At 67.7% G+C, this 26,394-nt stretch carries 15 protein-coding genes, 1 tRNA gene and 1 riboswitch; of the genes, 8 read left to right on the top strand and 8 right to left on the bottom strand.

Annotated features, from left to right (window positions below; translation table 11 throughout):
• Positions 1-714, top strand: coding sequence for a M48 family metallopeptidase (locus EDC25_RS02615; RefSeq protein WP_123522115.1), 714 nt, complete (start codon positions 1-3; stop codon positions 712-714).
• Between the two features lie 26 nt (positions 715-740).
• Here EDC25_RS02615 and EDC25_RS02610 read toward each other — a convergent pair whose 3' ends face one another.
• Positions 741-3,746 (bottom strand): ligand-binding sensor domain-containing diguanylate cyclase, encoded by a 3,006-nt coding sequence (locus EDC25_RS02610; protein WP_164484048.1) that lies wholly within the window; start codon positions 3,744-3,746, stop codon positions 741-743.
• A gap of 260 nt (positions 3,747-4,006) precedes the next feature.
• On the opposite strand from EDC25_RS02610, the gene EDC25_RS02605 reads away from it, so the two are divergent.
• The 4 genes from EDC25_RS02605 to EDC25_RS02590 all read left to right on the top strand — a co-directional run bounded on the left by EDC25_RS02605 (position 4,007) and on the right by EDC25_RS02590 (position 9,419).
• Positions 4,007-5,467 (top strand): GGDEF domain-containing protein, encoded by a 1,461-nt coding sequence (locus tag EDC25_RS02605; RefSeq protein ID WP_123522113.1) that lies wholly within the window; start codon positions 4,007-4,009, stop codon positions 5,465-5,467.
• On the top strand, positions 5,467-5,889 hold the full coding sequence (locus EDC25_RS02600; RefSeq protein WP_132577207.1) for a GGDEF domain-containing protein: 423 nt from the start codon (positions 5,467-5,469) through the stop codon (positions 5,887-5,889). Before EDC25_RS02605 ends, EDC25_RS02600 begins: the two co-directional genes overlap by 1 nt.
• A gap of 195 nt (positions 5,890-6,084) precedes the next feature.
• Positions 6,085-7,491 carry a choice-of-anchor R domain-containing protein gene (locus EDC25_RS02595; protein ID WP_132577206.1) on the top strand — a complete coding sequence of 469 codons (1,407 nt, stop codon included), beginning with the start codon at positions 6,085-6,087 and terminating at the stop codon, positions 7,489-7,491.
• A 497-nt stretch (positions 7,492-7,988) separates the two neighbouring features.
• Positions 7,989-9,419 (top strand): MFS transporter, encoded by a 1,431-nt coding sequence (locus tag EDC25_RS02590; RefSeq protein ID WP_123522110.1) that lies wholly within the window; start codon positions 7,989-7,991, stop codon positions 9,417-9,419.
• 1,346 nt (positions 9,420-10,765) lie between these two features.
• On the opposite strand, the gene EDC25_RS02585 is transcribed toward EDC25_RS02590, so the two are convergent.
• From EDC25_RS02585 to EDC25_RS02570, 4 genes are all read right to left on the bottom strand, one after another.
• Positions 10,766-11,731, bottom strand: coding sequence for a polysaccharide deacetylase family protein (locus EDC25_RS02585; protein WP_123522109.1), 966 nt, complete (start codon positions 11,729-11,731; stop codon positions 10,766-10,768).
• Between the two features lie 257 nt (positions 11,732-11,988).
• Positions 11,989-14,886, bottom strand: a complete 2,898-nt coding sequence (gene gcvP, locus EDC25_RS02580) for an aminomethyl-transferring glycine dehydrogenase (protein WP_132577205.1) — start codon at positions 14,884-14,886, stop codon at positions 11,989-11,991.
• Positions 14,887-14,973: 87 nt separating this feature from the next.
• A riboswitch (glycine riboswitch) is annotated at positions 14,974-15,092 on the bottom strand.
• Positions 15,093-15,303: 211 nt separating this feature from the next.
• Complete coding sequence (locus EDC25_RS02575) at positions 15,304-18,024, bottom strand: choice-of-anchor Q domain-containing protein (RefSeq protein ID WP_132577204.1); 2,721 nt, start codon at positions 18,022-18,024, stop codon at positions 15,304-15,306.
• A 275-nt stretch (positions 18,025-18,299) separates the two neighbouring features.
• Positions 18,300-18,384: transfer RNA gene (locus tag EDC25_RS02570), tRNA-Leu, on the bottom strand.
• A 122-nt stretch (positions 18,385-18,506) separates the two neighbouring features.
• Between EDC25_RS02570 and rnr the strand changes: the two genes are divergently transcribed.
• The 3 genes from rnr to EDC25_RS02555 are packed head-to-tail and all read left to right on the top strand — an operon-like array spanning position 18,507 to position 22,991.
• Positions 18,507-21,074: a ribonuclease R gene (rnr, locus tag EDC25_RS02565; protein WP_377599888.1), complete on the top strand. Its 2,568-nt coding sequence runs from the start codon at positions 18,507-18,509 to the stop codon at positions 21,072-21,074.
• A gap of 1 nt (position 21,075) precedes the next feature.
• Entirely contained in the window at positions 21,076-21,825 is a 750-nt protein-coding gene (gene rlmB / locus EDC25_RS02560; protein ID WP_123522106.1) for a 23S rRNA (guanosine(2251)-2'-O)-methyltransferase RlmB, read from the top strand.
• A complete protein-coding gene (locus EDC25_RS02555; protein WP_123522105.1) occupies positions 21,822-22,991 on the top strand; it encodes an acyltransferase family protein in 1,170 nt (389 codons plus the stop codon). The genes rlmB and EDC25_RS02555 overlap by 4 nt, the downstream gene beginning before the upstream one ends.
• 110 nt (positions 22,992-23,101) lie before the next feature.
• Here EDC25_RS02555 and EDC25_RS02550 read toward each other — a convergent pair whose 3' ends face one another.
• The 3 genes from EDC25_RS02550 to rnt form a co-directional block, all read right to left on the bottom strand.
• Complete coding sequence (locus EDC25_RS02550; RefSeq protein ID WP_165910865.1) at positions 23,102-25,264, bottom strand: prolyl oligopeptidase family serine peptidase; 2,163 nt, start codon at positions 25,262-25,264, stop codon at positions 23,102-23,104.
• A 150-nt stretch (positions 25,265-25,414) separates the two neighbouring features.
• Positions 25,415-25,702 carry an FmdB family zinc ribbon protein gene (locus tag EDC25_RS02545; RefSeq protein WP_123522104.1) on the bottom strand — a complete coding sequence of 96 codons (288 nt, stop codon included), beginning with the start codon at positions 25,700-25,702 and terminating at the stop codon, positions 25,415-25,417.
• A 54-nt stretch (positions 25,703-25,756) separates the two neighbouring features.
• On the bottom strand, positions 25,757-26,389 hold the full coding sequence (rnt, locus tag EDC25_RS02540; protein ID WP_123522103.1) for a ribonuclease T: 633 nt from the start codon (positions 26,387-26,389) through the stop codon (positions 25,757-25,759).
• Between the last annotated feature and the right edge of the window lie 5 nt (positions 26,390-26,394).

Here is a 26,394-nt window from a genome sequence, read left to right as displayed (position 1 = left end):
ATGCTGGCACCTGTGAAATCGCCCAGCCTTCAGGTGGATGACCTGCACTTCGTGCTCCGACGCAGCACGCGCCGCAAGACGATGCAGATCACCGTGGAGCGTGACGGCGAGCTGGTGCTGTCGGCACCGCCCAAAGTGGACGAGTCCGCGCTGCGCGCCTTCGTGTTGGAAAAGCGCTTCTGGATCTATACCAAGCTGGCCGAGAAGGATCGCTTGCAACGCCAGGTGCCACGCAAGGAGTTCGTTGGCGGAGAGGGCTTCCTGTACCTCGGGCGCAGCCATCGGCTGAAACTTGTGGACGAGCAGGACGTTCCGCTGAAGCTGGCGGCGGGCAGCTTCTGCCTGCGCCGGGATGCCTTGCCTGCCGCGCGCGAGCACTTCATCCGCTGGTACAGCGAGCGTGCCAAGGCCTGGTTGTCCAGTCGCGTGGCCGACTACCGGTCGCGTATGGAGGTATCGCCCGCCGGCGTGAAGGTACAGGACCTGGGCTACCGTTGGGGCTCATGCGGCAAGGGCGACTGGCTGTACTTCCACTGGAAGGCAATCCTGCTGCCGGCGCGTATTGCCGAGTACGTGGTGGTGCACGAGATCGCCCACTTGCACGAGTCGCACCACACGCCCGCGTTCTGGCTGCGCGTGGAGCGCGCAATGCCGGACTACGCGCAGCGCAAGGCGTGGCTGGCCGAGTTCGGCATGAACGTTGAAGGATTGTGATCGTTCGCCCGCGACAGTGTGTGCGATCAGCCCAGCAGCTGCGCCACCGCCGCATCCGCGCAGACGCGGTTGCGGCCGGCGGCCTTGGCGCGGTAGGTCTGGACGTCGGCCTGGTTGAGCAGGGTCTGGACATCGGCGCCGCGCGTGCGTGAGGACAGGCCGACGCTGACGGTATAGCGGATGACGCGGCCGTCGGCGAGGACCACGGGCGATGATTCGACGGCACTGCGCAGTGCCTCGCAGCATTCCAGCGCATCTTCCTGCGACAGGTCGGGCAGGATCATCAGGAATTCCTCGCCGCCCAGGCGGGTGCAGGTGCCGCGGCCGGCGACGGTGTCGCGCAGGTGGTCGCCGAGCGCGACCAGCACGCGGTCGCCGGCGTCGTGGCCCCAGGTGTCGTTGATGTGCTTGAAGTGGTCGGCATCGACCAGCGCCACCTGCATGATGCGTTGTTCGTCCACCAGGCGCGCCAGCTCGCGGCGCGCGGCGCGGCGGTTGGGCAGGCCGGTCAGTTCGTCGTGGGTGGCCTGCAGTTCCAGTTGTTCCAGCAGCTGCTGGCGTTCGCGCGATGCCACTTCCAGCGCCTTGTTCTTCTCCTGCAGTTCGGCGGTGCGCTTCTCGACCAGCAGCGACAGCGCGCGCTGGCGGCGGATGTGCACCATCTGCGTCGCCCGCTGCACCAGCGCGAAGATGATCAGGAACAGCGCCAGCATGGCGAAGCGGAACGGCCAGGATTCCCAGAACGGCGGCGAGGCATGCAGCGAAACCGACGCGGTGCCGACGCGCTGGCGCATGCCCCAGTCGTCGGGCCGGATGATCGACTCGACATGGAAGACGAGGTGTCCGGCCGGCAGGTTGGTGTACACCGCCTCGGTGCTGGTGCCGGCTTCGATCCAGTGGCTGTCCACGCCGTCGAGGCGGTAGCGGTAGACCATGTTGCCGAGGTTGCGGAAGTTCAGGCCGGCGAAGCTGAAGATGACGCGGTTGAGGTCGCGCGATCTGGCGTGCAGCGAGTCGCCGGCCGGATGCACTTCGCCGTTGATGGAAATGGAATGGATGACCGTGCGCGGCGCGGTCGCCTGCTGCGCCGACATGGCGCGCGGGTCGACGGTGACGACGCCGTCGGCGGTGGGAATCCACAGGTGACCGTCGCGATCCAGCGCGCCGGCGGGAAAGGTGTTGCCGTTGGCCTGGTTGCTGCGCATGCCGTCGGCGCGATCGACGATTTCCGGCGCCAGGCGGTTGCGCTGGCCGCTGTCGATTTCGGCGAACTGCGTGCGGCTGATGCGGAACACGCCCTGGTCGCTGGTCAGCCACAGCCCGTCTTCGTTCGCGGGCAGGATGCGGAACAGTGATTCGTTCGGCATGCCCAGTTTATGGCCGAAGGTCTTGAACCGGCCATCGCGGAAGCGGATCAGGCCGCCATCGCTGCCGATCCACACCGTGCCGTCGCTGTCGGCGAGGAAGTCGAACGCGGTTTCGACCGGATAGGCCGGATCGGTGCGGCGGTCGTAGTGGCGTAGCGTGCCGTCCGGCGCGCGGTAACCGACACCGTTGGCGGTGCCGATCCACAGTCCGCCGTTGGCATCCTCGTGCAGAGAACGCACGACGCCGTTCTCCGGCAGCGGCATGCCACGGATGTCTTCCAGCCGGCCGTCCGGAAAGCGCCGCACCAGGCCGACGATGGTGCCGATCCACAGGCTGCCGTCGCGGCCGCCGAGCAGTGCGCGGATCTGGTTCGCGGGCAGGCCGTCGGCGCGGCCGATGCGCAGGACGGGCTGCTTCGGGTCATGCGGCAGCCGGATCAGGCCCTGGTTGTCGGTGCCCAGCCAGATGCCTTCGCTGTCCTCGGCCAGGCCCATGACGGAGCCTTCGCGGCCGTCCTGCCAGGGCACGTCGATGGTCTGCAGCTGGCCATCGTGCCAGCGGTTGACACCACGGGCGCTGCCGATCCAGATGCTGCCGTCGCTCGCTGCGAAGGCGCTGCGCACGTAGTTGTCCACCAGCCCGAGGTCGGCGTGCAACGTGCGTGCGACGCCGTCGGCGACACGCACCAGACCATCGCTGGTGCCGGCCCAGACCAGGCCTTCGCGGTCCTGCATCAGCGCGAAGGTGGCGCGGCCACGCAGGCCCATGGCGCTGTCGATGCGCGAGAAGTCGCGGTCGCCGTCCCAGATCAGCAGGCCGTTGTCGTTGGTGTTGGCCCAGATGTTGCCTTCGTCGTCCTGCAGCAGCGCATCGACGCGCAGCGCGGAAATCTGCGGCACCGATTCGAAGCGCGCGCCGGGCGTGTTGCGTACATAGACGCCATTGTCAGCGCCGACCAGCAGGCGGCCGTCGCGCAGGCGCAGCGCCGCCAGCACCATCGACGAGGGCAGGCCGTCGTTTTCGTTGAACAGCGTGCCAGGCGAGGTGTCGGAAACGCCGGTGAACAGGCCGTCCTCGCTGCTGACCATGATGGTGCCGTCGCCATCGGGGGCGATGCCGTTGATCCAGGCGCTGGCAACCACCGCGCCTTCCGGCCACTGGTCGAGGCGGCGGCCATTGCGATCGATGTGCACCAGGCCGCGTTCGGTGCCGACCCACCAGCCGAGCTGGCCGTCGGACATCACTGTCGTCACCCAGAGGTTGTCGAGCGTCTCCGGCGACAGCGCGGTCCAGTGGCCATTGAGATAGCGCCAGATGCCCTGGCGGCTGGAACCGGCAATGAGGTCTCCCTGCGCGTTGCTGGCGACGGACTTGAAGCCGCGCGTGCGCAGGCCGGGCGTGTTGCGGGTGTCGAACAGCGTGAAGCGGTCGCCGTCGAAGCGCACCAGGCCGTTCCAGGTCGCCACCCAGATGAAACCTTCGGCGTCCTGGGTGATGCCATGGATCTTGTTGTGCGGCAGGCTGTCGAGCGTGGTCCACTGCCGGATGTTGTAGCGCCACGCCGGCTTGATCTGCGGCGTGTCGGCGGACACCGGCGGACCGGAAACCAGCAGCAGGCAGAAGGCTGCGCAGGCAATCCGGATGGCGGTGCGGACACGATCCATGGCAGCCATTATGTGAAGGTCCCCAGCGGCAAAGGTACCACCCGATCGGGGGTGGCGCGCTACGGGCGACGGGCTGTTGCCGTGGCGCGTGTGCCCGTAATCGTCTGGACCCGGACTGTGGCTGCGGCGCCGCGCGCGTGTTTTTCAGAAGGATCCCGAGGCGATCGACGCGCTGCGCACGCCTTGATCCGGTGTGGTTGCCAGCCGCACCGGGCATGGCGCTAGACTCGGTGGCAGGGATGTCTGGGGCCGGGAGAGCAATGACGGGCAGGCAGCGGAACATCGGCAGCAGTGTCGTCGTGATGCTGGGGCTGGTGTTGTGCACCTGGGCAACGATTTCGCCGGCGAAGGAGCAGGTGTTTGAACTGGCCGGGTACCGCCTGCGCGCCGCCAGCAACCGGGCCGCCGGCATCGCCGAGGGCCGCGCGGCGCTGGACGCCGACGTCTTCAAGGACGACCCGGTCGGCGAGCGGTCGCTGCTGTGGTACATGGGCGGCGCCGCCCTCGGCATTCCCGACGCGGTGGCACTGGACGAAGTCGTCCTGCGGCTGCGCAGCCTGCACGACCAGAACGGGGATGTGGTGGCCGGTGCCTACGCCGGCTTCCTGCGCGGATCGCGCATGATCGAACTCGGGCAGGTCGGCGCCGGCATGGCCGAAGTGCTGCGCGCGGCGAACGTGCTGGACGTCAACGCCGATCCGGCGCAGCGCTCCATCGCCGCTTCCGAACTGTGCCGCTCCTACCTGCTGGCCGAGTGGCCGGGCCAGGCCATCGACCATTGCCGACGCTACTCCGCGCTGGCTGAAGAGCTCGGCGACCCGGTGACCCTCGCGCGCGCCCGCTATCTCGAGGCCTCGGCGAACAGCAACGCCGGCGAGCTGGATCGCGCCGTCGGCCTGTGGCGACAGTCGCGCGAGGGATTCCTTGCGGCGGGACTGGATACGCTGGCCGGACGCGCCGCCGGCAGCCTTGCCGGCGACCTGGTCGCGATGCATCGATTTGAAGAGGCCCTGGCGCTGGCGCAGGAAGCGATCGCCGCGGCCGAAGCGGCCGGCAATCCGATCAGCGTTGGCCTCGTCCGGGGCGTGCGCGCCGAAGCGCTGGCCGGGCTGGACCGCGTGCAGGAGGCGCTGGCGGACATCGACGCCGCCATTGCCATCGTGGAGGACCTGGACGCGCCGTCGCAGCTGTCCACGCTGCTGCGCACGAAGAAGAATATCCTCCAGGGTCACTATGGCGGCGCCCGAACCGGTGCCGCGGCCGGCGCCGATGCCGGCAAGCCGGAGGTCGCCGCGCTGGGCGACCGCATCCGCGCGCTGGAGGCGGCGATTCCCGATGCCAGCGAAAGCGAGGAGATCGTTTCGCTGGAATCGCGCCACATGCAACGCGAACAGACGTTGCGCATCCGCGAGCTGGAACACGAGAACCGCCTGCGCCAGCACGAACTGCGGGTGGCGGAACTGGAAGCCACCCGGCAGGAACTGCTGTTGCGCGAGCAGCGCCGCTTCATGCTGATGGCCACGGTCGTCGTCGTGCTGCTGGTGATCACCTTGGTGGCGCTGGCGCTGCTGCTGCGCACCCAGCGGCGCCTGGCGCGCAGTTTCCGCGACCAGGCCTACCGCGATGCGCTGACCTCGCTGCCGAACCGGCGGGCGATCATGGAGCGCATCGGCCAACTGCTGCGCGAGCCGCACGCCGCCGAGCAGGGCCAGTGCTGCTGATGATCGACCTGGACCACTTCAAGACCATCAACGATGTCGGCGGCCATCCCTTCGGTGACGCGGTGCTGGCCGATCTCGGCCGCTGCCTGCTGCAGCTGGTGCCGGAAGACGGCATGATCGCGCGCCTGGGCGGCGAGGAATTCCTGATGCTGTGCCCGCGGCTGGGTCGCGAGCACGCGCTGGCGCTGGCCGATCGCATCCGCTTCGCCGTGCACGGCCTGTCACGGCATGCCGGTGAGCGCTTCATGCCGGTGACGGTGAGCCAGGGCCTGGCCGTGTTCGACGGCGTCGACTGCCACGACCAGTCCAGCTGGATGCAGCGGGCGGACCACGCCGTCTATCGCGCCAAGGCCAACGGCCGCGACCGCGTCGAGGTCGCCGTGCCGACAGTGCGAACGGCGGGCGATGCGGTGTGCACGTAAAGGCCGACAACCCAGGCTGGACAGAGGCTCATGCGAAGTCCACTAAAAATGTGAATGACGGCGCATAATTTCCGGTGCACGATCAGGGCCCATGCGGCCGTGGGGGGACGGGTGCCAGCCGGCGCGACAGGGCGTTCGCAGCCTGGTGGGCCCGCAACGGCATGCACATCAGGCTGGGCACCGGGAGGATTCGATATGCGTAACAGGATGGGGGTATGGCTGGCGTCCGGGCTGGTCGCTGCCATGGGCACGGCCGCTGCGGTGCAGGGCGGTCCCGCAATGGACAAGGAAGGGCGCCGTACGGCGGCTGCCCCGGGTGGCGCCGCGGCGCCGCAGGGCTCGCCGGCCGCCGGTCCAGGCGTCATCAGTGACGGCTTCGCCCGGATCGTGTTCGCCGTGGAAGGCACAAGCAGTGACCGTGATGGTGGATTCGAGCTGAATATCGAATTTCCCTATGCCCATGATCACGGCTACGAAGTGGGCTGGTTCATCCGCGGCCCCGGCGATGAAACGCAGGTGCGCCAGCCGTTGCCCGCGACCGCGACCTACCAGGGCGATACCGCCGTCTTCACCTGGACCGATGTCGCCACCATCGCCGCCGAGGCCACGCTGGAAGTGAAGGTGGATGACACGTCGGCGGGCAGGGATGGCAGCAAGGGCGCGACGACGTGGACGCTCACCATTTCCAACACGACCAGCCAGCCGCAGGAGATCAACGTCTTCACCTACGTGGACCTGGACCTGGCGGATTCGTCCTCCGACCATACCGCCACGTTGCTGCAGGCCAACAACTGGATGGAAGTCCTTGGCAATGACAAGGGGCCGACGATCGGTGAAATCCGCGGCATCGGTGCGGATCGATACGCCGTGACCACGCACTCCGACCTGCGCGACGAGCTCAACGGCCCAGAGCCGATCACGCTGGGAAATACCGGACTCCCCTACGGCCCGGGCGATTTCACCGGCGGGCTGCAGTGGCAGAACCGCACGCTGCCGGCGAATGGCAGCCTGCAGTTCCAGTGGGTCATCTCGGTCGACGAATCGGCCTTGCTGGGTGATCGACTGTTTGCCGACGAGTTCGATTGCAGCTGGTTCGAGAGCTGCCCGGGCCAGGTGTTCACCAACCTGCCGGCGCTGGAGGAGGACGATGCGACGACCGGCCTCAGCGATGTGCGCCGCAAGGCCGTGATGTTCTATACCGAGTACTACGAGGCGACCACCATCGACCAGCTGGTGCTGCGTCTGCAGGACTACGACCTGACGGGCGAAGTGGTTGCCAGCCTGAAGGCGTTCGACGTGGACAACATGCAGGCGCCCGGTGAGTTGCTGGTGTCCTTCACCGCGCCGCCGCCGGGCGGCGCGGGAATCCAGGAGTACGTGTTCACCACGGCAAGCCCTTTCGTGCTGCAGCCGAACACCATGTACTGGCTGGAAGTCGGTGGTATCGCGGGTGGCAGCTTCGACTGGATGGCATCGACCACGCAGGGCTACGAGGGGCTGTCGTATTTCTGGCATGCCGCCGCCACCGCCGATGGCGTCAACTGGTCGGATGATTTCTCGGTCTTCAACTATTTCGGATTGACCGGAACGCGTGCGCACTAGGCGTTCTTGACCGATCCGGCGAGCGGCGTGGAGGGCGACCTTCACGCCGCTCGCGTGTTCTGACCCTTCGGCGCCGTTCGGCCGGATCAGCACACCGGTCCGTGCGTCTTCAGGCAGCGGCAGGGCGCACAGTCGCGTCAGCGCGGTCGGTACCAGGCCACCGCGCAGCCGCGGGGCACCGGGGCGCGTCCGGCGCCACGGCTTCGTGATCACGCCCACGGGTACAGCTGCTCGACGGACAGCGGCGGTGCATGCTTCGTCGCGCCGGCGTGCAGGGCGCGCCGGCCTTCCACTGCGTGGATAGAGGCCTGAACGTCAGTGTCCCATGACTGGCGGGAAGCTGCCGCGCGCTCGCGCGTCCAACGGCGATGGAAACATCGGACGGCGGGGACCTGCGATCCCGCGCAGACACATCGAACCGGCATTTAGCCGGCGCTCGCCCTGTCGCCATCCTGATGGGCGACAATCGGGGCTGACCTTTTCCTGCCCCGGACCTGGTGAGACGCGAACGCCTGCTGCCGCTGATCGTTGCCAGCGCCCTGTTCATCGAGAACATGGAGTCGACGGCGATCTCCACCTCGCTGCCGGAAATCGCGGCGGACCTGGGCGTGGAAGCGGTGGTGCTGAAGCTCGCGCTGACTGCCTACATGCTCGCGCTGGCGGTGTTCATTCCCATCAGTGGCTGGGTGTCCGACCGCTTTGGTTCGCAGCGCACCTTCATGGCGGCGATCGCCGTGTTCATGTGCGGCTCGATCGCCTGCGCCGCCAGCCACACGCTGGGCGGGCTGATCACCGCGCGCTTCATGCAGGGCATCGGCGGCGCGATGATGGTGCCGGTCGGCCGACTGGTCCTGTTGCGCAGTATCGAGAAGTCGCAGCTGGTGCGCGCACTGAGCTGGCTGACCGTGCCGGCGCTGCTCGGGCCGATGCTCGGGCCGGTCGTCGGTGGCTTCATCACCACCTACAGCCACTGGCGCTACATCTTCCTGGTCAACCTGCCGATCGGCGCGCTCGGCATCTGGTTCGCGTGGCGGCATATCCCGCAGCTTTACGGTCCGGTCGGACGGCTGGACTGGGTCGGTTTCTTCCTGTCGAGCATGGGCCTGGCGGCAACGATGTTCGGCCTGTCCATGCTGGGGCGGCAGATGGCCGGCACCGCGCTCCTGCTGGGCGTCAGCGTGGTCGGCGTCAGCCTGCTCGTGATGTACGTCCTGCATGCGAAGCGGCATCCGCATCCGCTGATCAACCTCGAGCTGTTCCGCGTGCCGACCTACCGCATCGGCGTGCTCGGCGGCGCACTGTTCCGCATCGGCGTCGGCGCGACGCCGCTGCTGCTGCCGCTGATGCTGCAGCTCGGCTTCGGCTACGACCCGCTTGAATCGGGCCTGATCACCTTCGCCGGTGCGGCCGGGGCCATGTTCATGAAGACCGTCGCGGCGTGGATCCTCAAGCGCTTCGGTTTCCGCCGGGTGCTGGTTTTCAACGCTGTCGTCGCCTCGCTGTTCCTGGTGCCGCTGGGCCTGTTCCGCGCCGACACGCCTTACGTGATGATGGTCGGCGTGCTGCTGATCGGCGGCTGCTTCCGCTCGCTGCAGTTCACCAGCCTCAACGCGATCATCTACGCCGACATCGACCAGGCGCGCATGTCGCAGGCGAGCAGCCTTGCCGCCATGGTCCAGCAGATCGCACTGGCCACCGGCGTCACCATCGGCGGCTATGCGCTGTCGCTGGCCAGCATCGCCACCGGTCAGCCGGTCGGGGACAGCATCAACTTCACGCTGGCCTTCGCCACCATCGCGTTGATCTCGCTGGGCTCGGTGTTCTCGCTGCGCCGCCTGGCACCCGACGCCGGCGCCGAAATGTCCGGCCGCGCCCAGCCGGGCCAGGAAATCGCCGAGCCCAAGCCCACCGCACGGCCGGGCACCTGAGGGTGGCATGGGCTATTTCGTGACGGGGCGAAACGTGAGCTGCGTGCTTCACGGCCTTTCATCCTGCGTGTGTTCGTTGCCGCGTCTGGTCACGGGCGAGTTTGCGCAGCTTCATCTGGGCGACGGCAGGGCATGGCGCTGCCGTGCGTAGTGACGGTAGCGCCGCTGCGAGGACGCGCTACTACGGCGTGCGCCCCTTCGAACTCGTGAGCGCGTCGACAGGTCCATGCCGTGCGGGTGCGGCATCGGTGCCCCTTCGCTCACGCAAGGTTATCCACGGATCGTGTGCGCAACGCTGTGGATGACGCTGTGGGCGTCGCCAGAAAATCCAGTACGGTCAACGCGGTTCATCGGTTTGGCGAGTTTGTATTCACGCCTCGACGCTGCAGTCGTCACAGGGCGCGCGCGGTGAATTTCCGGCGCAGGGATTGACCAGGATCGCGGCGAGGGTGCCGCCGGGGGGGCGGTCCTTGCCCCACTGAGCCGGATCCCGGCCCGGCCGCGATCGTCCGTCAAGGCTGCGATCTGGTCGATGCGCCCGTGCGACGTGGACGCTTGTGCGTGTTGTGAATGCGTGGCGTGGGATGGACGCACGCTTCCCGCTCCATGCCGTCCTTATGCCGGAGCGGGCGACGCACGTGGACGCAGTCGTCAAGCGCAGGGTGCCACCCCGTCGATGCGCATGCCTTGCGTGGACGTGATCGTTCAATCCGGTTGCACCTGCATGGGGCCCGCGCGCGCCTGTTATCCACGGAACGTGTGCGCAACGCTGTGGACGAGTCTGTGCGTGCGCCGGAAAAATCCATGCGCGTCAGGGATGTGTCTCACTTTGGCGAGTTTGTATTCAACCGCGGCCATCCCCTTAAATGTGCGCGGAGGTGCGCGGAAACGCTTGACATCCGCGTGTCGCGCCGCGCCCGGCACCGGGCATCTCGCGGCGGGTGGCCTGTGTGGACGCGACTGTCCAGGCGCGTACACGCGGACGGAGAACGACCGTGCCGATGTTTTCCACGGATCGTGTGCGCAACGCTGTGGATGACTCTGTGGGCGCGCAGGAAAAAGCGAAGCACATCAGCGACGTGCTTCAGATTGGCGAGTTTGTATTCACGCCGTAGCGCCATCGCGGGGTGCGCTGCGGGCTCACGATCCGGTGTAGACAGCCACGGTGGCCGAGTGATCGGGGCGCACTGGCACGATTGCGGGCGCCTCCACCCATTCGAATCGCTGAGCGGGCGCCGCGGGCCGCATCGTCGTGTCGTTACCCGACGTACCGGCAATGGTCGGGTAATCCGGCCGGCAGCGCACGCGGCGGCAATGCCGGTTCGCTGGATCCTGCAGGTTGCCGGCTACTCCGACTCCACGCGCGCCAGTTCGAGCACCCACTTCGGTACCACCGGCTCGCCGGCGAAGAAGTCGCCGCGCCTGCCTTCGCCCATCGCCCAGCGGTGCAGCCAGCTGGGTCCGTAGCGGCCGTCATAGCCTTCGGCGCCGCGATCGTAGGCCGGGTCCCGCATCGCTTCTTCCAGCGTCACAACGCGGTAGCCGCGCCGCTGTACGCCGGAGACGAGGTCTGCGTAGGCGACGGCGTTGAGTTCGTTGGCGTGCAGCAGCCAGACCTGCGGCAGGGCGTAACCCAGCAGCGCCTGCGACTGCTTCTCGAAGTAGTCGACCTTGTCGAGCATGTACGGGATGTAGCCACGACGCAGGCGCTCGAGCGTGGCCGCGCGCCCGGGCGTATCGGGTTCTTCGTCGAGCACGTTGGCATAGGCGAACGCCCAGACCCATTCGCCGTTGTCCACGGTCACCGGCGCGATGCGGTAGTCGTGGCCAGAAAGAAAGGCTTCCAGCGCGGCGCGATCCTCGCGCGTGCGCCCGGCGCGCAGGTAGGGATGACGGAACCAGCGCGGCACCTGGCCGAATCCGGCGAGCAGCGGACGCAACACGCGCTCGCCTTTGAGGATGTCGTCCCGGTAGGCATCGAGGCCGACCGCATGCAGGTCGAGGTGGCCGTGCGTGTGGTTGCCCAGTTCGAAACCGGCAACAAGCCAGTCGCGCAGCATCGCGAGCCGCTCGGGCTGGACGACTCCGTCGACTTCCAGCTTGCCTTCGTTGACGAACCCGGTGGCCGGTACGCCGGCCTGCCTGAGTAGCGCCATCAGCTGCCGGTGCCGGCCGGCGACCTCGCCGGCGGGCGTGGTGCCCATGCGCTGCCAGGGCAGGTCGTCGATGGTGATGGCGATGCGCCGGTCCGGTTCGGTGGCGTGCGCCGCGAAGCAGGCCAGCAGGGAAAGCAGCAGCAGGATTCTCGACATGCGCGCGGTCCGTAAACCAGCGCCGATCATAGTGCCGCCGCCGGTTGCCTGCCGGGGATCCTGATGCACAACCGGCGGCGGCAAGTTATCCACGGATTCTGTGCACAGGCGTGTGGATGACGCTGGGGATGCCGCCGGAAACCGCCCACGGATCAAGGGGCTCGCTCACATTGGCTATACCGTGACCGCCACCCGGATGGCACACGGCCACCCGATGAGGGTGGCCGTGCGGGTGTTGCCGGTGCGGCCGCAGGCGCTCAGGCTTCCGCCGGCTCGTCCTTGAACTCTTCGACCGGAATGCAGGCGCAGAAGACGTTCTTGTCGCCGTGGACGTTGTCCACGCGGGCCACCGGCGGCCAGTACTTCTGCTGCCGCAGGCTGTCGAGCGGGAACACCGCCTGTTCACGCGGATAGGCGTGCGACCACTCGCTGCCGGCGACGGCGGCCGCGGTGTGCGGCGCGTTCTTCAGCGGGTTGTCCTCGCGGTCGAGGCGGCCGTCCTCGATGGCGCGGATTTCTTCGCGGATCTGGATCATGGCGTCGACGAAGCGGTCGAGTTCGTGCAGGGACTCGCTTTCGGTCGGCTCGACCATCAACGTGCCGGCGACCGGGAAGCTCAGCGTCGGGGCATGGAAGCCGTAGTCGATCAGGCGCTTGGCGACGTCCTCGGCGGTGATGCCGGTGGCCTTTTCCAGCGGCCGCAGGTCGAGGATGCACTCGTGCGCGACCAGGCCGTTGCGGCCGGTGTACAGCGTGCGGTAGTGCGGGGCCAGTCGCCGGGAGATGTAGTTGGCGTTGAGCAGCGCGACCTGGGTGGCCTTGCGCAGGCCGGCCTTGCCCATCATGGCGATGTACATCCAGCTGATCGGCAGGATGCTGGCGCTGCCGTGCGCGGCGGCAGACACCATGCCGACCTTGCCCTGCGCGTCCTTGTGACCGCGCGGCAGGAACGGTGCCAGGTGCGCCTTCACGGCGCAGGGACCGACGCCGGGACCACCGCCGCCGTGCGGGATGCAGAAGGTCTTGTGCAGGTTGAGGTGCGAAACGTCCGATCCCCACTTGCCCGGCTTGGCGAGGCCGACCAGCGCATTGAGGTTGGCGCCGTCGGTGTACACCTGGCCGCCGTGCTGGTGGATGATCTCGCAGATCTCGACGACGTCTTCCTCGAATACGCCGTGCGTGGACGGGTAGGTCATCATGATCGCCGCCAGGTTGGCGGAGTGCTTCTCGGCCTGGGCGCGGATGTCGCCAACGTCGACATTGCCGTTGGCGTCGCACTTGGTGACCACGACCTTCATGCCGCACATCTGCGCACTGGCTGGATTGGTGCCGTGCGCCGATTCCGGGATCAGGCAGATGTTGCGATGGCTCTGGCCACGAGAGGCGTGGTAGGCGCGGATGGCGAGCAGGCCCGCGTATTCGCCCTGCGCACCGGAGTTGGGCTGGAAGCTCACCGCGTCATAGCCGGTGATGTCGACCAGCATGGCTTCCAGCGAATCGATCAGTTCGCGGTAGCCCTGCGCCTGCCCGGCCGGCGCCAGCGGATGGATCTGCGAGAACTCCGGCCAGGTGATCGGGATCATCTCGGCCGTGGCGTTGAGCTTCATGGTGCAGGAGCCGAGCGGGATCATCGTGCGATCCATCGCCAGGTCCTTGTCGGCCAGCGAACGCAGGTAGCGCAGCATCTCGTGCTCGCTGTGGTGCGTGTTGAACACCGGGTGCGTCAGGAAAGCGCTGCGGCGTTCCAGCACGGCCGGGACCAGCGACGGCGCGCTGGCGTCCAGTTCGTCGATCAGCGGCAGTGTTGCGTTGTCGCCGGCGAAGATGCGCCACAGCAGCTCGATGTCTGCGCGCGTCGTGGTTTCATCCAGTGACACGCACAGCGAACCGTCACCGCGCACGCGCAGGTTGACGCCATTCGCTTCCGCGCGCTGCAAGATGCCGGCGGTGCGTTCGTCGGCGCCGAAGCACAGCGTGTCGAAGGCGGTGTCGTGCATCGGCGCATGGCCGAGCTGGCGCAGGCCGGCGGCGAGGATCGCGGCCAGGCGCGAGACGCGACGCGCGATCCGCGTCAGGCCTTCCGGGCCGTGGTAAACCGCATACATCGACGCCATCACCGCAAGCAGTACCTGGGCGGTACAGATGTTCGAGGTCGCCTTCTCGCGGCGGATGTGCTGTTCGCGCGTCTGCAGGGTCAGGCGGTAGGCATGGCGGCCTTCGGCATCGACGGACACGCCGATCAGCCGGCCCGGCATCGAGCGCTTGAAGGCATCGCGGCAGGCCATGAAGGCGGCATGCGGACCGCCGAAGCCAAACGGCACGCCGAAGCGCTGGGTGTTGCCGATGACGATGTCGGCGCCCATCTCGCCCGGCGCCTTCAGCAGCGTCAGCGCCAGCAGGTCGGTGGCGACCACGAACAGCGCGTCATGCGCGTGGATGGCCTCGGCATCCTTTTCCCAGTCGGCGACCCAGCCGCTCGACGCCGGGTACTGGACCAGCACGCCGAAGTAGTCGCCGGCAGCCAGCCTGGCGTGGAACTCGTCGGTGGAGCGCGCGATCTCCACCTGCAGGCCCAGCGGCGTCGCGCGGGTCTGCAGCACCTCCAGCGTCTGCGGATGCGTGTCGCCGGCGACCAGGAAGGTGTTCGACTTCGAGCGCGCGGCGCGCTTGGCCAGCGTCATCGCCTCGGCGGCGGCGGTGGCTTCGTCCAGCAGCGAGGCGTTGGCGATGTCCATGGCCGTCAGGTCGGCGCACATCTGCTGGAAGTTGATGAGCGCTTCCATACGGCCCTGCGAGATCTCCGCCTGGTACGGCGTGTAGGCCGTGTACCAGGCGGGATTCTCGAGGATATTGCGCAGGATGACGTTCGGCGTGTGCGTGCCGTAGTAGCCCTGGCCGATGAAGCTGCGGAACACGCGGTTGCGCCCAGCGATGTCGCGGATGCGCGCCAGTGCCTCGACTTCGGTCAGGCTGTCGTCGAGCTGCAGCGTGCCGGTGGGCGCGATGGTGCCGGGCACGATGGCGTCGGTCAGCGCGTCCAGCGAGTCGTGTCCGATCGCGCGCAGCATCTGCGCGATCTCGGTGTCGTTCGGGCCGATGTGGCGGTCGACGAAGGCGTCGTGGTGCTCGAGGTCGCGCAGGGAGGGCTTGGACATGGCGGCGTTCCGGGAAGTGGAGGGGCATCGTCGGCGCACGCAGGCGCGCGGGTGTTGTCGGGATGACGCATGGCTGCGCCGGCTCCCGCGTGCCCCTCTGTCCTTTTGCCTGAGAGTTTGGAGGCGACCGGACCTGCGTCCGCCTGCCTCGTGCCCCTTCGGCGCCGGTTCCGGCCAGGCCGGTCGGTCTCTCCAGAGTGTTTGCCGCTGCGGTGGTATCGGGCCTGAGCGATTACGGGCGTTTGCGCCTTCGGCAGCCGGCCGGACCGGCTTCTCCCACCGTGTGTGTTGCAGCCGGGAGTATAGCGGCAGTGGATGAACCGGGCCGGCAAAGCACAACCGCCGCCCGGGGTGCGGGCGGCGGTTGTGCGACCGGTCACGGCGGGTCCGGCCTGATCGGGCCGGGACAGCCGGTTATCAGGGCATCTGGAAGCCGTTGTCGAAGATCCGGTCTTCGCCGCCAGGCTGGTACTCGACGGCGCCGATGTCGCAGCCGCCACCTTGCGGGCGCGACACGCCGCGCTGGTCCAGTTCGGCGCAGGTGTCGGCATCGCCGGCGTCGATGGCCGGGCTGGGCGGTTGCGGCACCAGGGTCGGGGCGCCGCCGCCGCTGTACGACAGCGGCGCCAGCAGCGGATCGGCGCCCGACACATCCGGCCCGCACAGGCCGCCGGTCGGGCAGCCACCGGCGATCAGGCTGGCGGTGAACGTCGCCAGCGTGTTGTGCAGATTGCAGATTTCCATGTCGCACTCCGGCTCGTCGGGAATCGTCATGAAGCCGCCCCAGGCGATGACGTTGCTGAACACCGGTTCGCTGGTTCCGTTGTACGACGTGTTCATCACCGAAGAGCCACCGAAGCGGCTGCTGTTGTCGCTGAAGGTGACATGGTTGAGCCAGGGGCTGCTGACACCGCCGTAACCGCCGTCATTGACCAGGGCGTTGAAGGTGTTGCCGATGAAGGTGACGTTGCTCAGCAGCGGACTGGATTCGCCGGACTGCCAGCCCTGGTTGTACATGCCGCCGCCGCCATAGATGCCGACGTTGTTGCGGAAGGTGGTGTTGCTGACGGTGGGATTGGCGCGTCCTCCGTTGCCGCCGGCGTTGAAGATGCCGCCGCCCTGAACGCCCATGTTGGCGCTGAACAGCAGGTTGGTCAGGGTCGGACTGCATTCATTGCCGGCGCCGCTGCCACGGCAGTACAGGCCGCCGCCGTCGAAGTCGAAGCTCCTGCCGGCGGTGATGGCAAAGCCGTCCAGCACGGTCGTGGCCAGGATCGGGCCGGCGCCGGTGCTGCCGTCCATCAACACTACCCGATGGCTGTTGCTGCCGACGATATCGGCGGTGCTGATCACGATGCCATGCGCGTCGGTGCTGTCGTCGCCGCCGATGTCGCCGGACAGCACGGTCGGATTGGCCGCCGGGTCACGCTGTTGCAGCGTTGTTTCGTTGCCGGCGAAGCCGCCGTACAGGCGCTGCCCGGGACGGACATTGAAACTGATGTTGATGTCGCTGCCACTGGTCGGCGTGTAGACGCCGCGGGCGACACGGATCTCGCCGCAGCTGCTGTTGGCCAGCGCCGTCTGCAGGCTGGTGTAGGCATTGGTCCAGCTGCTGCCGTTGTTGCTGCCGCCGGCATTGGCGCGCACGTAGCACGGTGCCGCCTCGACCTCGAAGGCGCCGATGTCGCAGCGCAGGCCTTGCGCGCGCGGCACACCGCGCTGGTCGATCACCGGGCAGTCGGCGTCGGCGGCGGCATTGATCGCCGGGCTGCCGTTGCCGGGCTTCATCGTCCATGACCAGCCACCGTTGTCGGCCAGCGCGCCCAGCAGCGGATTGCCGGCAAGCACGCCGATGCACTGTGCTCCGGCCGGGCAGCCGCCGGCGACGATGCTGTGGCGCAGGACCGGCTGCGCGTTCTGGTTGTGGATTTCCGCGCCCTGCTGGCTGGCCTGGTTGCCCCACAGGATGACATTGCTCAGGGTCGGGTTGGCGCCGGTCGGATTGTTGCTGCCACCGATATTGGCGATGGCGCCGCCGCGCGCCGCGGTATTGCCGCTGAACGTGACATGGCGCAGCGTTGCCCGGCCATCGCCGGAGCTGCTCGCATGGTTGTAGATCGCGCCGCCGTCATTGCTGGCCGTGTTGCCCTGGAAGGTGGCGTTGGTAATGACCGGGCGTGCCTGGCCACCGCCTGTGGAGTCGTTGTAGATGGCGCCGCCGTAGGTCGCGTTGTTGCCGCTGAACTGCACCTGGTCGATCAGGGCGCTGGCTTTGCCGCCGGCGGAGGCATCACTGTAGATGGCGCCGCCGTAACTGCCGGCGCGGTTGCCGGTAAAGCGCACATCACGCAGTACCGGGCTGGCGTCACCGGCATTGCTGCCGTCATTGCCCATCCCGCCGCCGTACGAGGTGGCATGGTTGGCGGTGAAATGCACGCGGTGAAGCAGAGGCTGGCTGACACCGCCGGTGATGCCCAGGTTGTACAGCGCGGCACCGTAGCCGGCGACGTTGCCGCTGAACACGATGTCGCGCAGCGTCGGGCTGCATCGGTGGCCGCTGTTGGTGGCGCGACAGAACAGGCCGCCGCCGACATTGAACCGATCGGACGAGCTGCCATTGCCGCGGCCGGCGGTGATGACCACGCCATCGAGTACGGTGTCGCGGTTGATCGGCCCGGCGGCGGTGCCGCCGTCCATCAACAGCACGTGGTAGCTGTTGGAAAAACGCACCCCTTGCGGATCGGTGACGATGCCATTGGCATCGGTGGTGTCGTCGTTGTCGATGTCGCCTGAAAGCACGCTCAGGTGCTGCGCCGGATCGCGCTGGTCGCGGCGGGTTTCATTGCCGGCGAAACCGCCGTACACGCGCAGGCCGGGACGGATGACGAAACTGATGCGACGCTCGGCCTGGGTCGGGTTGCTCGGATTGGCTGGTTGCACCGGCTTGTACAGGCCGGCGCGGATCCAGATTTCGCCGCAGTTCGACGCGGCCAGCGCCGCCTGCAAGGCCATCGGCGACGACCACGATGAGCCGTTGCCGGTGCCGGTCGGCATCACCCGGCAAGTCGCGGCCTCGACCGCGGCGGTGCCGGCAAAGGCAAGAATCAGTACGGATGAAAGCAGATGTGTTCGGCGCACGCCGGTCTCCTGAATATGGGGCAATACTTGCCCGATAGGCAGTACTACGCATTCGCCGCGGCAATCCCATCATGCGGCTGCTGGCAGCGGCCTGGCGGTCGCAGCGGGCAGCAAGCTACCCGTCCACAAGGGCGCAGCGCGGTGCGGGTCGGTACGCAGTCGCCGCTCGTCGCAGCCGCGCCGACGACGCATCGACACCGGAAACGAAAAACCCCGCTTTCGCGGGGTCTTCTGGCGCCGGCTCGGGCTGCTGGCCGGATCGGCGGTCAATGCCATGGTGCCCAGGAGAGGACTCGAACCTCCACGGTTTTACCCGCTAGTACCTGAAACTAGTGCGTCTACCAATTCCGCCACCTGGGCAGGTGAGCGCGGCTTGCGCCGAGCCGCAAAGAATAGGCACTTGCCGCGGGCTTGTCAACGGACATTGAACAGGAAATCCGACCGGCCGGTCGGGACGGGGCCGCCCCTGTACCATCCCCGCCATGACAAAACGAAAAGCAACAGGCGGCGCAGGCCGCGACAAGACACAGCGGGCCGCCAGCAAGGGCGGCGGCATCCCCACCGCGCCTTCGGGCAGGGCGTCGAAGGTGGTGAAGGGCGCCGGCGCGACGGCCGGTAAAGGCCCGGCCGGCAAGGGCGGTCGATCCGTCGGGACCGGTGTCGCAACCGGGGCGCCAGCTGGCGTGAAGGGAAAGCGCGGCGCGAAATCGACGTTGCCACCCTGGATGCCGGAGGTGATGCGCAACGACGCCCCGCCGGCACCCACGGCTCGGAAGTCGTCCCGCAACACGCCGGCCGCCGCGCCGGCTGCCCGGCGCTCGCGTGCCCCGGCCATGCCGGACGCCGGCTGGTTCGATCCGCAGGCCGAACGCGAGCGCCAACGCTACGCCAATCCCATTCCCAGCCGCGAGGCCATCATCGCCTTCCTCGAGGGCGAGGGTCGCCTGCTCGGCGCCGCGGATATCGCCAATGGCCTCGGGCTGACCACGCCGGACCGCCAGGAAGCGCTCGCCAAGCGTCTCGGCGCGATGCTGCGCGACGGCCAGCTGCACATGAATCGCCGCGGAGGCTACGGCGTCGCAAATCGCCTCAACCTGATCGCCGGCACCGTACTGGGCAAGGAAGACGGTTTCGGCTTCCTGCGTCCCGACGCCGGTGGCGACGACATATTCCTGGCGCCGGCGCAGATGCGCCGCGTGCTGCATGGTGACCGCGTCATGGTCGGCGTCACCGGCATCGACCGCCGAGGTCGCCGGGAAGGCGTGATCGTCGAAGTGCTGGAACGGCGCGCGACGCGCCTGGTCGGCGTGTACAACGAGCGCGGTGGTGTCGGCCTGGTCGATCCCGACGACGCCCGCATCCACATGGATGTCGTGATTCCGGTGCAGGATCGCGGCGACGCACGCAACGGCCAGCTGGTGGTCTGCGAGATCGTCGAGCCGCCGTCGGGCACGCGACCGCCGCTGGGCCGCATCCTCACCGTGCTCGGTGATCGCCTGACCGCCAGCCTGGTGGTCGAAACCGCGATCCACAGCCATGGCATCCCGCACGAGTGGCCGGCTGACACGCTGCGCGAGGCGGAAGCGACTTCGCTCGAAGTCGGCCAGGCCGACATTGAAGGACGCGTCGACCTGCGCGATCTTCCGCTGGTCACCATCGACGGCGAGGACGCCAAGGATTTCGACGACGCGGTGTATTGCGAGCAGGACCGCGAAGGCTTCCGCCTGATCGTCGCCATCGCCGACGTGTCGAACTACGTGCGGCCGGGCACGCCGCTGGACCGGGAGGCGACCCACCGCGCGACCAGCGTCTATTTCCCTGGCTTCGTGGTGCCGATGCTGCCGGAGACGCTGTCGAACGGCATCTGTTCCCTGCGTCCCAAGGTGGACCGGCTGTGCATGGTCTGCGAGATGCGCGTCGATCGCGATGGCAATGTCAGTGGCTCGAGGTTCTATCGCGCCGTCATGCGTTCGCATGCGCGCCTGACCTATACGCAGGTGTGGCAGGCGGTGGGCGAGGACAACGCCGAGGCGCAGGCGCAGCTGGGTGACGTGCTGGACCCGGTGCGACGCCTGTTCAAGCTTTACCGTGTGTTCGCGCGCCGCCGCGCGCAACGGGGCGCGCTGGAATTCGAGTCGACGGAAGTCAGCTTCCGCCTGGCGCCGAACGGCAGCGTCGAATCGATGGGTGCCTACGAGCGCAACGACGCGCACAAGCTGATCGAGGAATGCATGATCGCCGCCAATGTCCAGGCGGCGAAGTTCCTGCTGAAGAAGCAGATGCCGGCGCCGTTCCGCGTCCATGACCGGCCGCCGGAAAGCAAGTACGAGGAGCTGCAGGAATTCCTGGCCGAGTTCGGGATGATGCTGCCGTCGCACGCCAGCGTCACGCCGCTGGACTACGCCAGGCTGCTGACGAAGGTACGCAAGCGCGCCGATGCCACGCTGCTGGAGTCGGTGCTGCTGCGTTCGATGAGCCTGGCCGTTTACCAGCCGGAAAACATCGGCCACTTCGGCCTGGCGCTGGACGCCTACGCGCACTTCACCTCGCCGATCCGCCGCTACGCGGACCTGCTTGTGCACCGCGCGATCGGCCATGTGCTCGATGGGGGCAAGCCGTCGAACTTCCATTACGGTGCCCACGACATCGCCGCGCTGGCGGTGCACTGCTCGGAGAACTCGCGTCGTGCCGAAGAGGCCGAGCGCGACGTCGACGAACGTTACAAGTGCGCCTGGATGGAACAGCATGTCGGCAGCACCTTCGAGGGGACGATCAGCGGCGTGACCAGCTTCGGACTGTTTGTCGAGCTGGACGAGTCGCGCGTCAACGGCCTCGTGCACGTTACCCAGCTGCCCAACGACTACTACCACTTCGATCCGGTGCGCAAGCTGCTGACCGGCGAGCGGCGCCGGCGCAGCTTCCGCCTGGGTGACCGCGTCAACGTGCTGGTGCTGCGCGCGAGCCTGGAGGAACGGAAGATCGACTTCCGCCTCGTCGAGGACACCGCCGCGGCGACCCCGCGCGCTGCCGCCCGCAAGGCGGCGCGCTGACATGTCCGCGACGTCCTGGATGGGTGGCATCCATGCGGTCGCGGCCGTGGTCGACAACGATCCGGCTTCTGTGCTGGAACTGATGGTGGCGCGCGAAGCGAAGAATGCCCGTGTCGAAGAGCTGGCCGCTGCGGCGCGCGGCGCCGGCATCGCCGTTCAACGCGCGCCGCGCGCCACGCTGGACCGCCTCGGCGAAGGTGCCAGGCACCAGGATGTGCTGGCGCGCGTGCGCGAAAAGCCGGCACTGGACGAACGCGACCTGCCAGCGCTGGTCGAGGGCGCCGGTGCCGCGGCGCTGTTCCTGATCCTCGATGGCGTCACCGATCCGCACAACCTCGGCGCCTGCCTGCGCTCGGCAGCCGCAGCCGATGCGACGGCCGTCATCGTGCCCAAGGACCGCAGTGCGCCGCTCAACGTGGCCGCGAAGAAGTCCGCGGCCGGCGGCGCCGAGATCGTTCCGCTGCTGCGCGTGACCAATCTGGCGCGCTCGATGGAAACCTTGAAGCAGGCCGGCGTGTGGATCGTCGGGCTGGCCGGCGAAGCCGACAGGTCGCTGTACGCGCACGACCTGCGTGGCCCGACCGCGCTGGTGATGGGTGCCGAAGGCGAGGGCATGCGTCGCCTCACCGGCGAACGCTGCGACTTCCTCGCTCGCATCCCGATCAGCGACAACATGGAAAGCCTCAACGTTTCCGTCGCCGCCGGCGTCTGCCTGTTCGAAGCGCGCCGCCAGCGCACGCACGCTTCATGAGCGTCGACGCCGCCACTGTCGGCGTGCAGTCTGCTGAGCAGTCGTCGCGCAGCAACGGCGCTCGCGTTTGGCCGGTACGCCTGGAGGCGCTGGATGCGTTGCGTGCACTGGCGGCGCTGATGGTCGTCGCCTACCACCTGTTCGAGCTGTCGCCGGTGGTGGTCAAGTACCTGCTGTTGTGGCCGCCCAATCCCTATGGCTGGATTGGTGTCGACCTGTTCTTCGTGCTCAGTGGATTTTTCATCGGGCGGTTGGTTATACAGCCGGCGCGATTCGATGGCGCGCACTTCATGCGTCGCCGCGCCTGGCGCATTCTGCCGGCGTATTACCTGTCGATGTTGCTGATCATCGTGCTGGCGCAGTCGCACCTGCTTGAGAGCGCCTCCGGCTGGTGGCAGATCACCAGCCACGTCCTGCTGATCCATCACATGATTCCCGGCCACCACGGTGGTATCAACGGCGTGTACTGGACGCTGGGGGTGGAATGGCAGTTCTACCTGCTGATGCTGCTGCTGGCGCCCTGGTTGCGTCGGCCCAGGGCCTTGCCCTGGCTGCTGCTGGCCGGTGTGTTGATGTGCTGGGGCTGGCGGGCCTGGATATTCCTGGCGTGGCCAGAGGATTCGGGTGTGCGCTTCCGCATGGCGACGCAGTTGCCGGGCATGCTTGACCTGTTTGTGGCCGGTATTGCAACGGCGTGGATTTCGTTGCGACACCCGCAACGGCTGCGCAGATGGGCGCATTGGCTGCTGCCATGGGCCGTGCTGGCCTGCGTCATCGCCTGCGCCTTCGTGCAGCGGCACCTGGGCGACTTCTGGCATCACGCCGGCGCCATGGTGTTTGCCCGCAGCGGCCTGGCGCTCGCGTTCGGTCTACTGGTGCTGGCTATGTTGTATCCGCCACGCTGGCTGCTCGCCGGGTTTCGCTGGCTGGGCCTGGCCGCCGTCGGGCGCTGGAGTTACAGCCTGTACCTGGCGCACCTGCCCATTCTGCTGGCCTTGTGGTCGCGTGTTCCCGATGGTCTGGACAGCGTCGGCTGGCTGTGGGTCCTGGCCGGATACCTGGCCCTGGTATTGGCGGTGTCGGCACTGGCCTGGCGACTGGTGGAATGGCCGTGCATGGCACGGGGCCGCACTGTCTCGACCGGTGTCGCCGACGCAGCGCACTGACGCTGCGACGAAACCCGAAACCGAATCATTCCCGGCCATCGACTGGCGGCAAACGCTCGTCCCACAGGGCCGGCGACCTCGCGGTCGCCGGCCCTGTCGCCAGACAAGATTCAGCGGTCTGAGGTATCCAGGCCGGTGTGGTGGGCAAGGAAACCGAGGATGTCCGCCCATTCGGCGATCTGCTTCGCAGTCGGCTTGCCGGCGCCATGGCCGGCGCGGACATCGATGCGGATCAGCGCCGGGCGCGGCGGATTCACGGCCTGCAAGGCGGCGGCGTACTTGAAGCTGTGCGCCGGGAATACACGGTCGTCGTGGTCACCGGTGGTGATGAGGAACGCCGGATAGTCCACGCCTTCACGGATGTTGTGCAGCGGCGAATAGGCGCGGATGGCGCGGAATTCGTCCTCGTCGAGGACGCTGCCGTAGTCGCTTTCCCAGGCCCAGCCGATGGTGAATTCGCGGAAGCGCAGCATGTCGAGTACGCCGACGCCGGGGACGGACGCGGCGAACAGGTCGGGACGCTGCATCGCCACGGCCGCCGCCAGAAGGCCGCCGTTCGAGCGCCCATGGATCGCCATGTTCGCCGGCGAGGTGTAGCGGTTGGCGATCAGGTATTCAGCCGCTGCCGCCATGTCGTCGAAGACATTCTGCTTGCGCGTCCGGGTGCCGGCGTGGTGCCAGTCGCGGCCGTATTCGCCGCCGCCGCGCAGGTTGACCGAGGCGTAGATGCCGCCTTCTTCCAGCCACGCCATCGAATAGGCGGCGTAGCCCGGCGTCAGTGCGATGTCGAAACCACCGTAACCGTAGAGGATCGTCGGCTGCCTGCCATCCAGCTGCACATCCTTGCGCGCGGTGATGAACATCGGCACGCGCGTGCCGTCCTTGCTGTTGAAGAACACCTGGCGCGTTTCGTAGTTCGACGGATCGAAGGGCAGCTTGGGCGCGCGGAACAGGGTCGATTCGCCGGTGGCGACATCGAGGCGATGGATGGTCGCCGGCTGGATGAAGCTGGTGAAGGCGAAGAAGGTCTCGCTGCCTTCGGTGCTGCGATCGAAGCCGCCGACGGTGCCGATGCCCGGCAGCTTCACGTCGCCCTGCAGCGAACCGTCGAGGGCGAAGATGCGGGCCTGGCCGGCGGCGTCGCGCAGGTACTGCGCGACGAGGCGGTCGCCGACGCGGGTGACGCTGCCCAGCGTGGCATCGCTCTCGGCGATCACTTCTTCCCAGTTCGCGCGGGCGGGGCGCGTGATGTCGATGGCGATGACGCGCTTGCGTGCGGCGCCGTCGTCGGTGAGGAAAAGGTAGCGGTTGCCGGTATTGCCCACGAAGTCGTAGCTGTATTCGAATTCGGGAATCAGCTCGACGACCGGCGCGGTGCTGTCGGCCACCGGCTTGAGGAACACGAGGTTCTTGTTTTCGGTGCCCCGCCAGACGCTGATCAGCAGCGTGCCGCCGTCATCGCTCAGCACTGGCGCGAAGCCCCAGTCCGGCTGGTCATCGCGCTCGTACACCAGGACGTCGGCGTCCTGCGCCGTGCCGAGGCGGTGGAAGTACAGCTTTTGGAACTTGTTGACCGCCTTCAGGGCGTGTTCGCCCTCGGGCGCGTCGTAGCGGCCATACCAGAAGCCGGATCCATCCCTGGCCCAGGTGGCGGCCGAGAACTTCACCCAGCGGATGTGGTCGTCGAGCGTCTGGCCGTTCTCGACATCGAGGACGCGCCATTCCTGCCAGTCCGAACCGCCCGACGACGTACCGTAGGCCAGGTGTCGGCCATCCTTGCTGGGCACCAGGCCGCTGAGTGCGACCGTGCCGTCCTCGGACAGCGTGTTCGGATCCAGCAGCGTACGCGGCTCGCCGTCGATGCCCTCCTGGATGAGGATGACGGGCTGGTTGCGCAGGCCGTCGTTGTAGCTGTAGAGGTAGTGGTCGCCGACCTTGCTCGGCACACCGAAGCGCTCGTAGTTCCACAGCGCGGTCAGGCGCTCGCGGAACGCATCGCGCTGTCCGATGGTGGCGAGGTGCCCATCGGTGACGCGGTTCTGCGCCTCGATCCATGCCAGCGTTTCATCCGAGTCGATGTCTTCCAGCCAGCGGTAGGGATCGGCGATGCGCTCACCGTGGTATTCATCGAAATGGTCGACGGTGCGGGCCTGCGGATAGTTCATCGCTTTCGAAGTCGTGTCCGTGCCGGCGGGCTGCTCCGGCGTCGAAGGGGTCGGTGCACAGGCGGCCAGCGTCGCGGCGACGGCCGTGGCCAGCAGGATTCTCGGCATTGGATTCATGTGTCTGGGCCTGGAGGGCAGCGAACGGGCTGCCGAGAGTAGCCGCATTGGCTGCCACGGCCCAAGTGCCCGGGGTGATGCAGGCGCCGGCACGGGCGCAATGGACGCTGGACGGTGCTGCGGGCCGGCGCGTGGCCGGAATCAGTCGCCCGGATCGCTGATGATCGCCGGGCCCTTGCCGGCGGTCTTCTCGTAAACGCCTTTCTCGAGCCGCTTGTATTGCGTGAAGCCGTGGTTCGAGAAGTGGCTTTCCTTCATCAGGTGGGCGCCGCCGGTGGCGATGGCCGGCGCGGAAATCTGCCGGGTGCCGGGCTGGCCGCACTGCGGGCAGGGCGCGGCGGTGTCGTCGCCCAGGCGCTGCAAGCGGTCGTAGTGCCCGCTGTGCGAGGGGCAGTCCGGGTTGTCGCAGCGGTATTCGAAGATCGGCATGGCGCATCCAGACGCGGGGTCGTGCCCGCCATTATGGGGTCGGCGACGGACTTTTCAGCCCCGCCAGCCGCCGTGTGCCTTCCAGGTGTTCACCATGGTGCAGAACAGTTCGCTGGTGCGCTCGACGTCGTAGCGCGCCGAGTGCGCGTCGTGGCCGTTCCATTCCAGGCCGGCCGCCTGCAGCGCGCGGCTCAGCACGGTCTGGCCATAGACCAGCCCGGCCAGCGAGGCGGTATCCAGGACGCTGAAGTTGTGGAACGGATTGCGCTTGTAGCCGATACGCCGGATCGCGGCATTGATGAACGCCAGGTCGAAGTGGGCGTTGTGGCCGACGAGGATCGCGCGCTGGCAGCCGCTCTCGGAAAGCGCGGCCCGGACCGGCTTGAAGACGAAATCCAGCGCCTGGCGCTCATGGCGCGCGGCGCGCAGTGGATGGTGCGGATCGATGCCGTTCACCGCCAGAGACCGCGGGTCCAGTTCGCCGCCTTCGTAGGGAATCACGTGCGTGCTGGTGATCGGGCCCGGTTGCAGCAGGCCTTCGGCGTCCATGGTGACGGGCGCCACGGCGATTTCCAGCAGGGCGTGCCGGTCCGGCTCGAAACCGCCGGTTTCCACATCCACCACCACAGGCAGGAAGCCGCGGAAGCGCTCTGCAATCGTTCCGCGCGACGCGGGCTGGCCGTCCATATGGC

This window comes from Pseudofulvimonas gallinarii (genome assembly GCF_004343305.1).
GTDB lineage: Bacteria > Pseudomonadota > Gammaproteobacteria > Xanthomonadales > UBA2363 > Pseudofulvimonas > Pseudofulvimonas gallinarii.
This window is presented reverse-complemented; position numbering and strand designations above follow the sequence as displayed.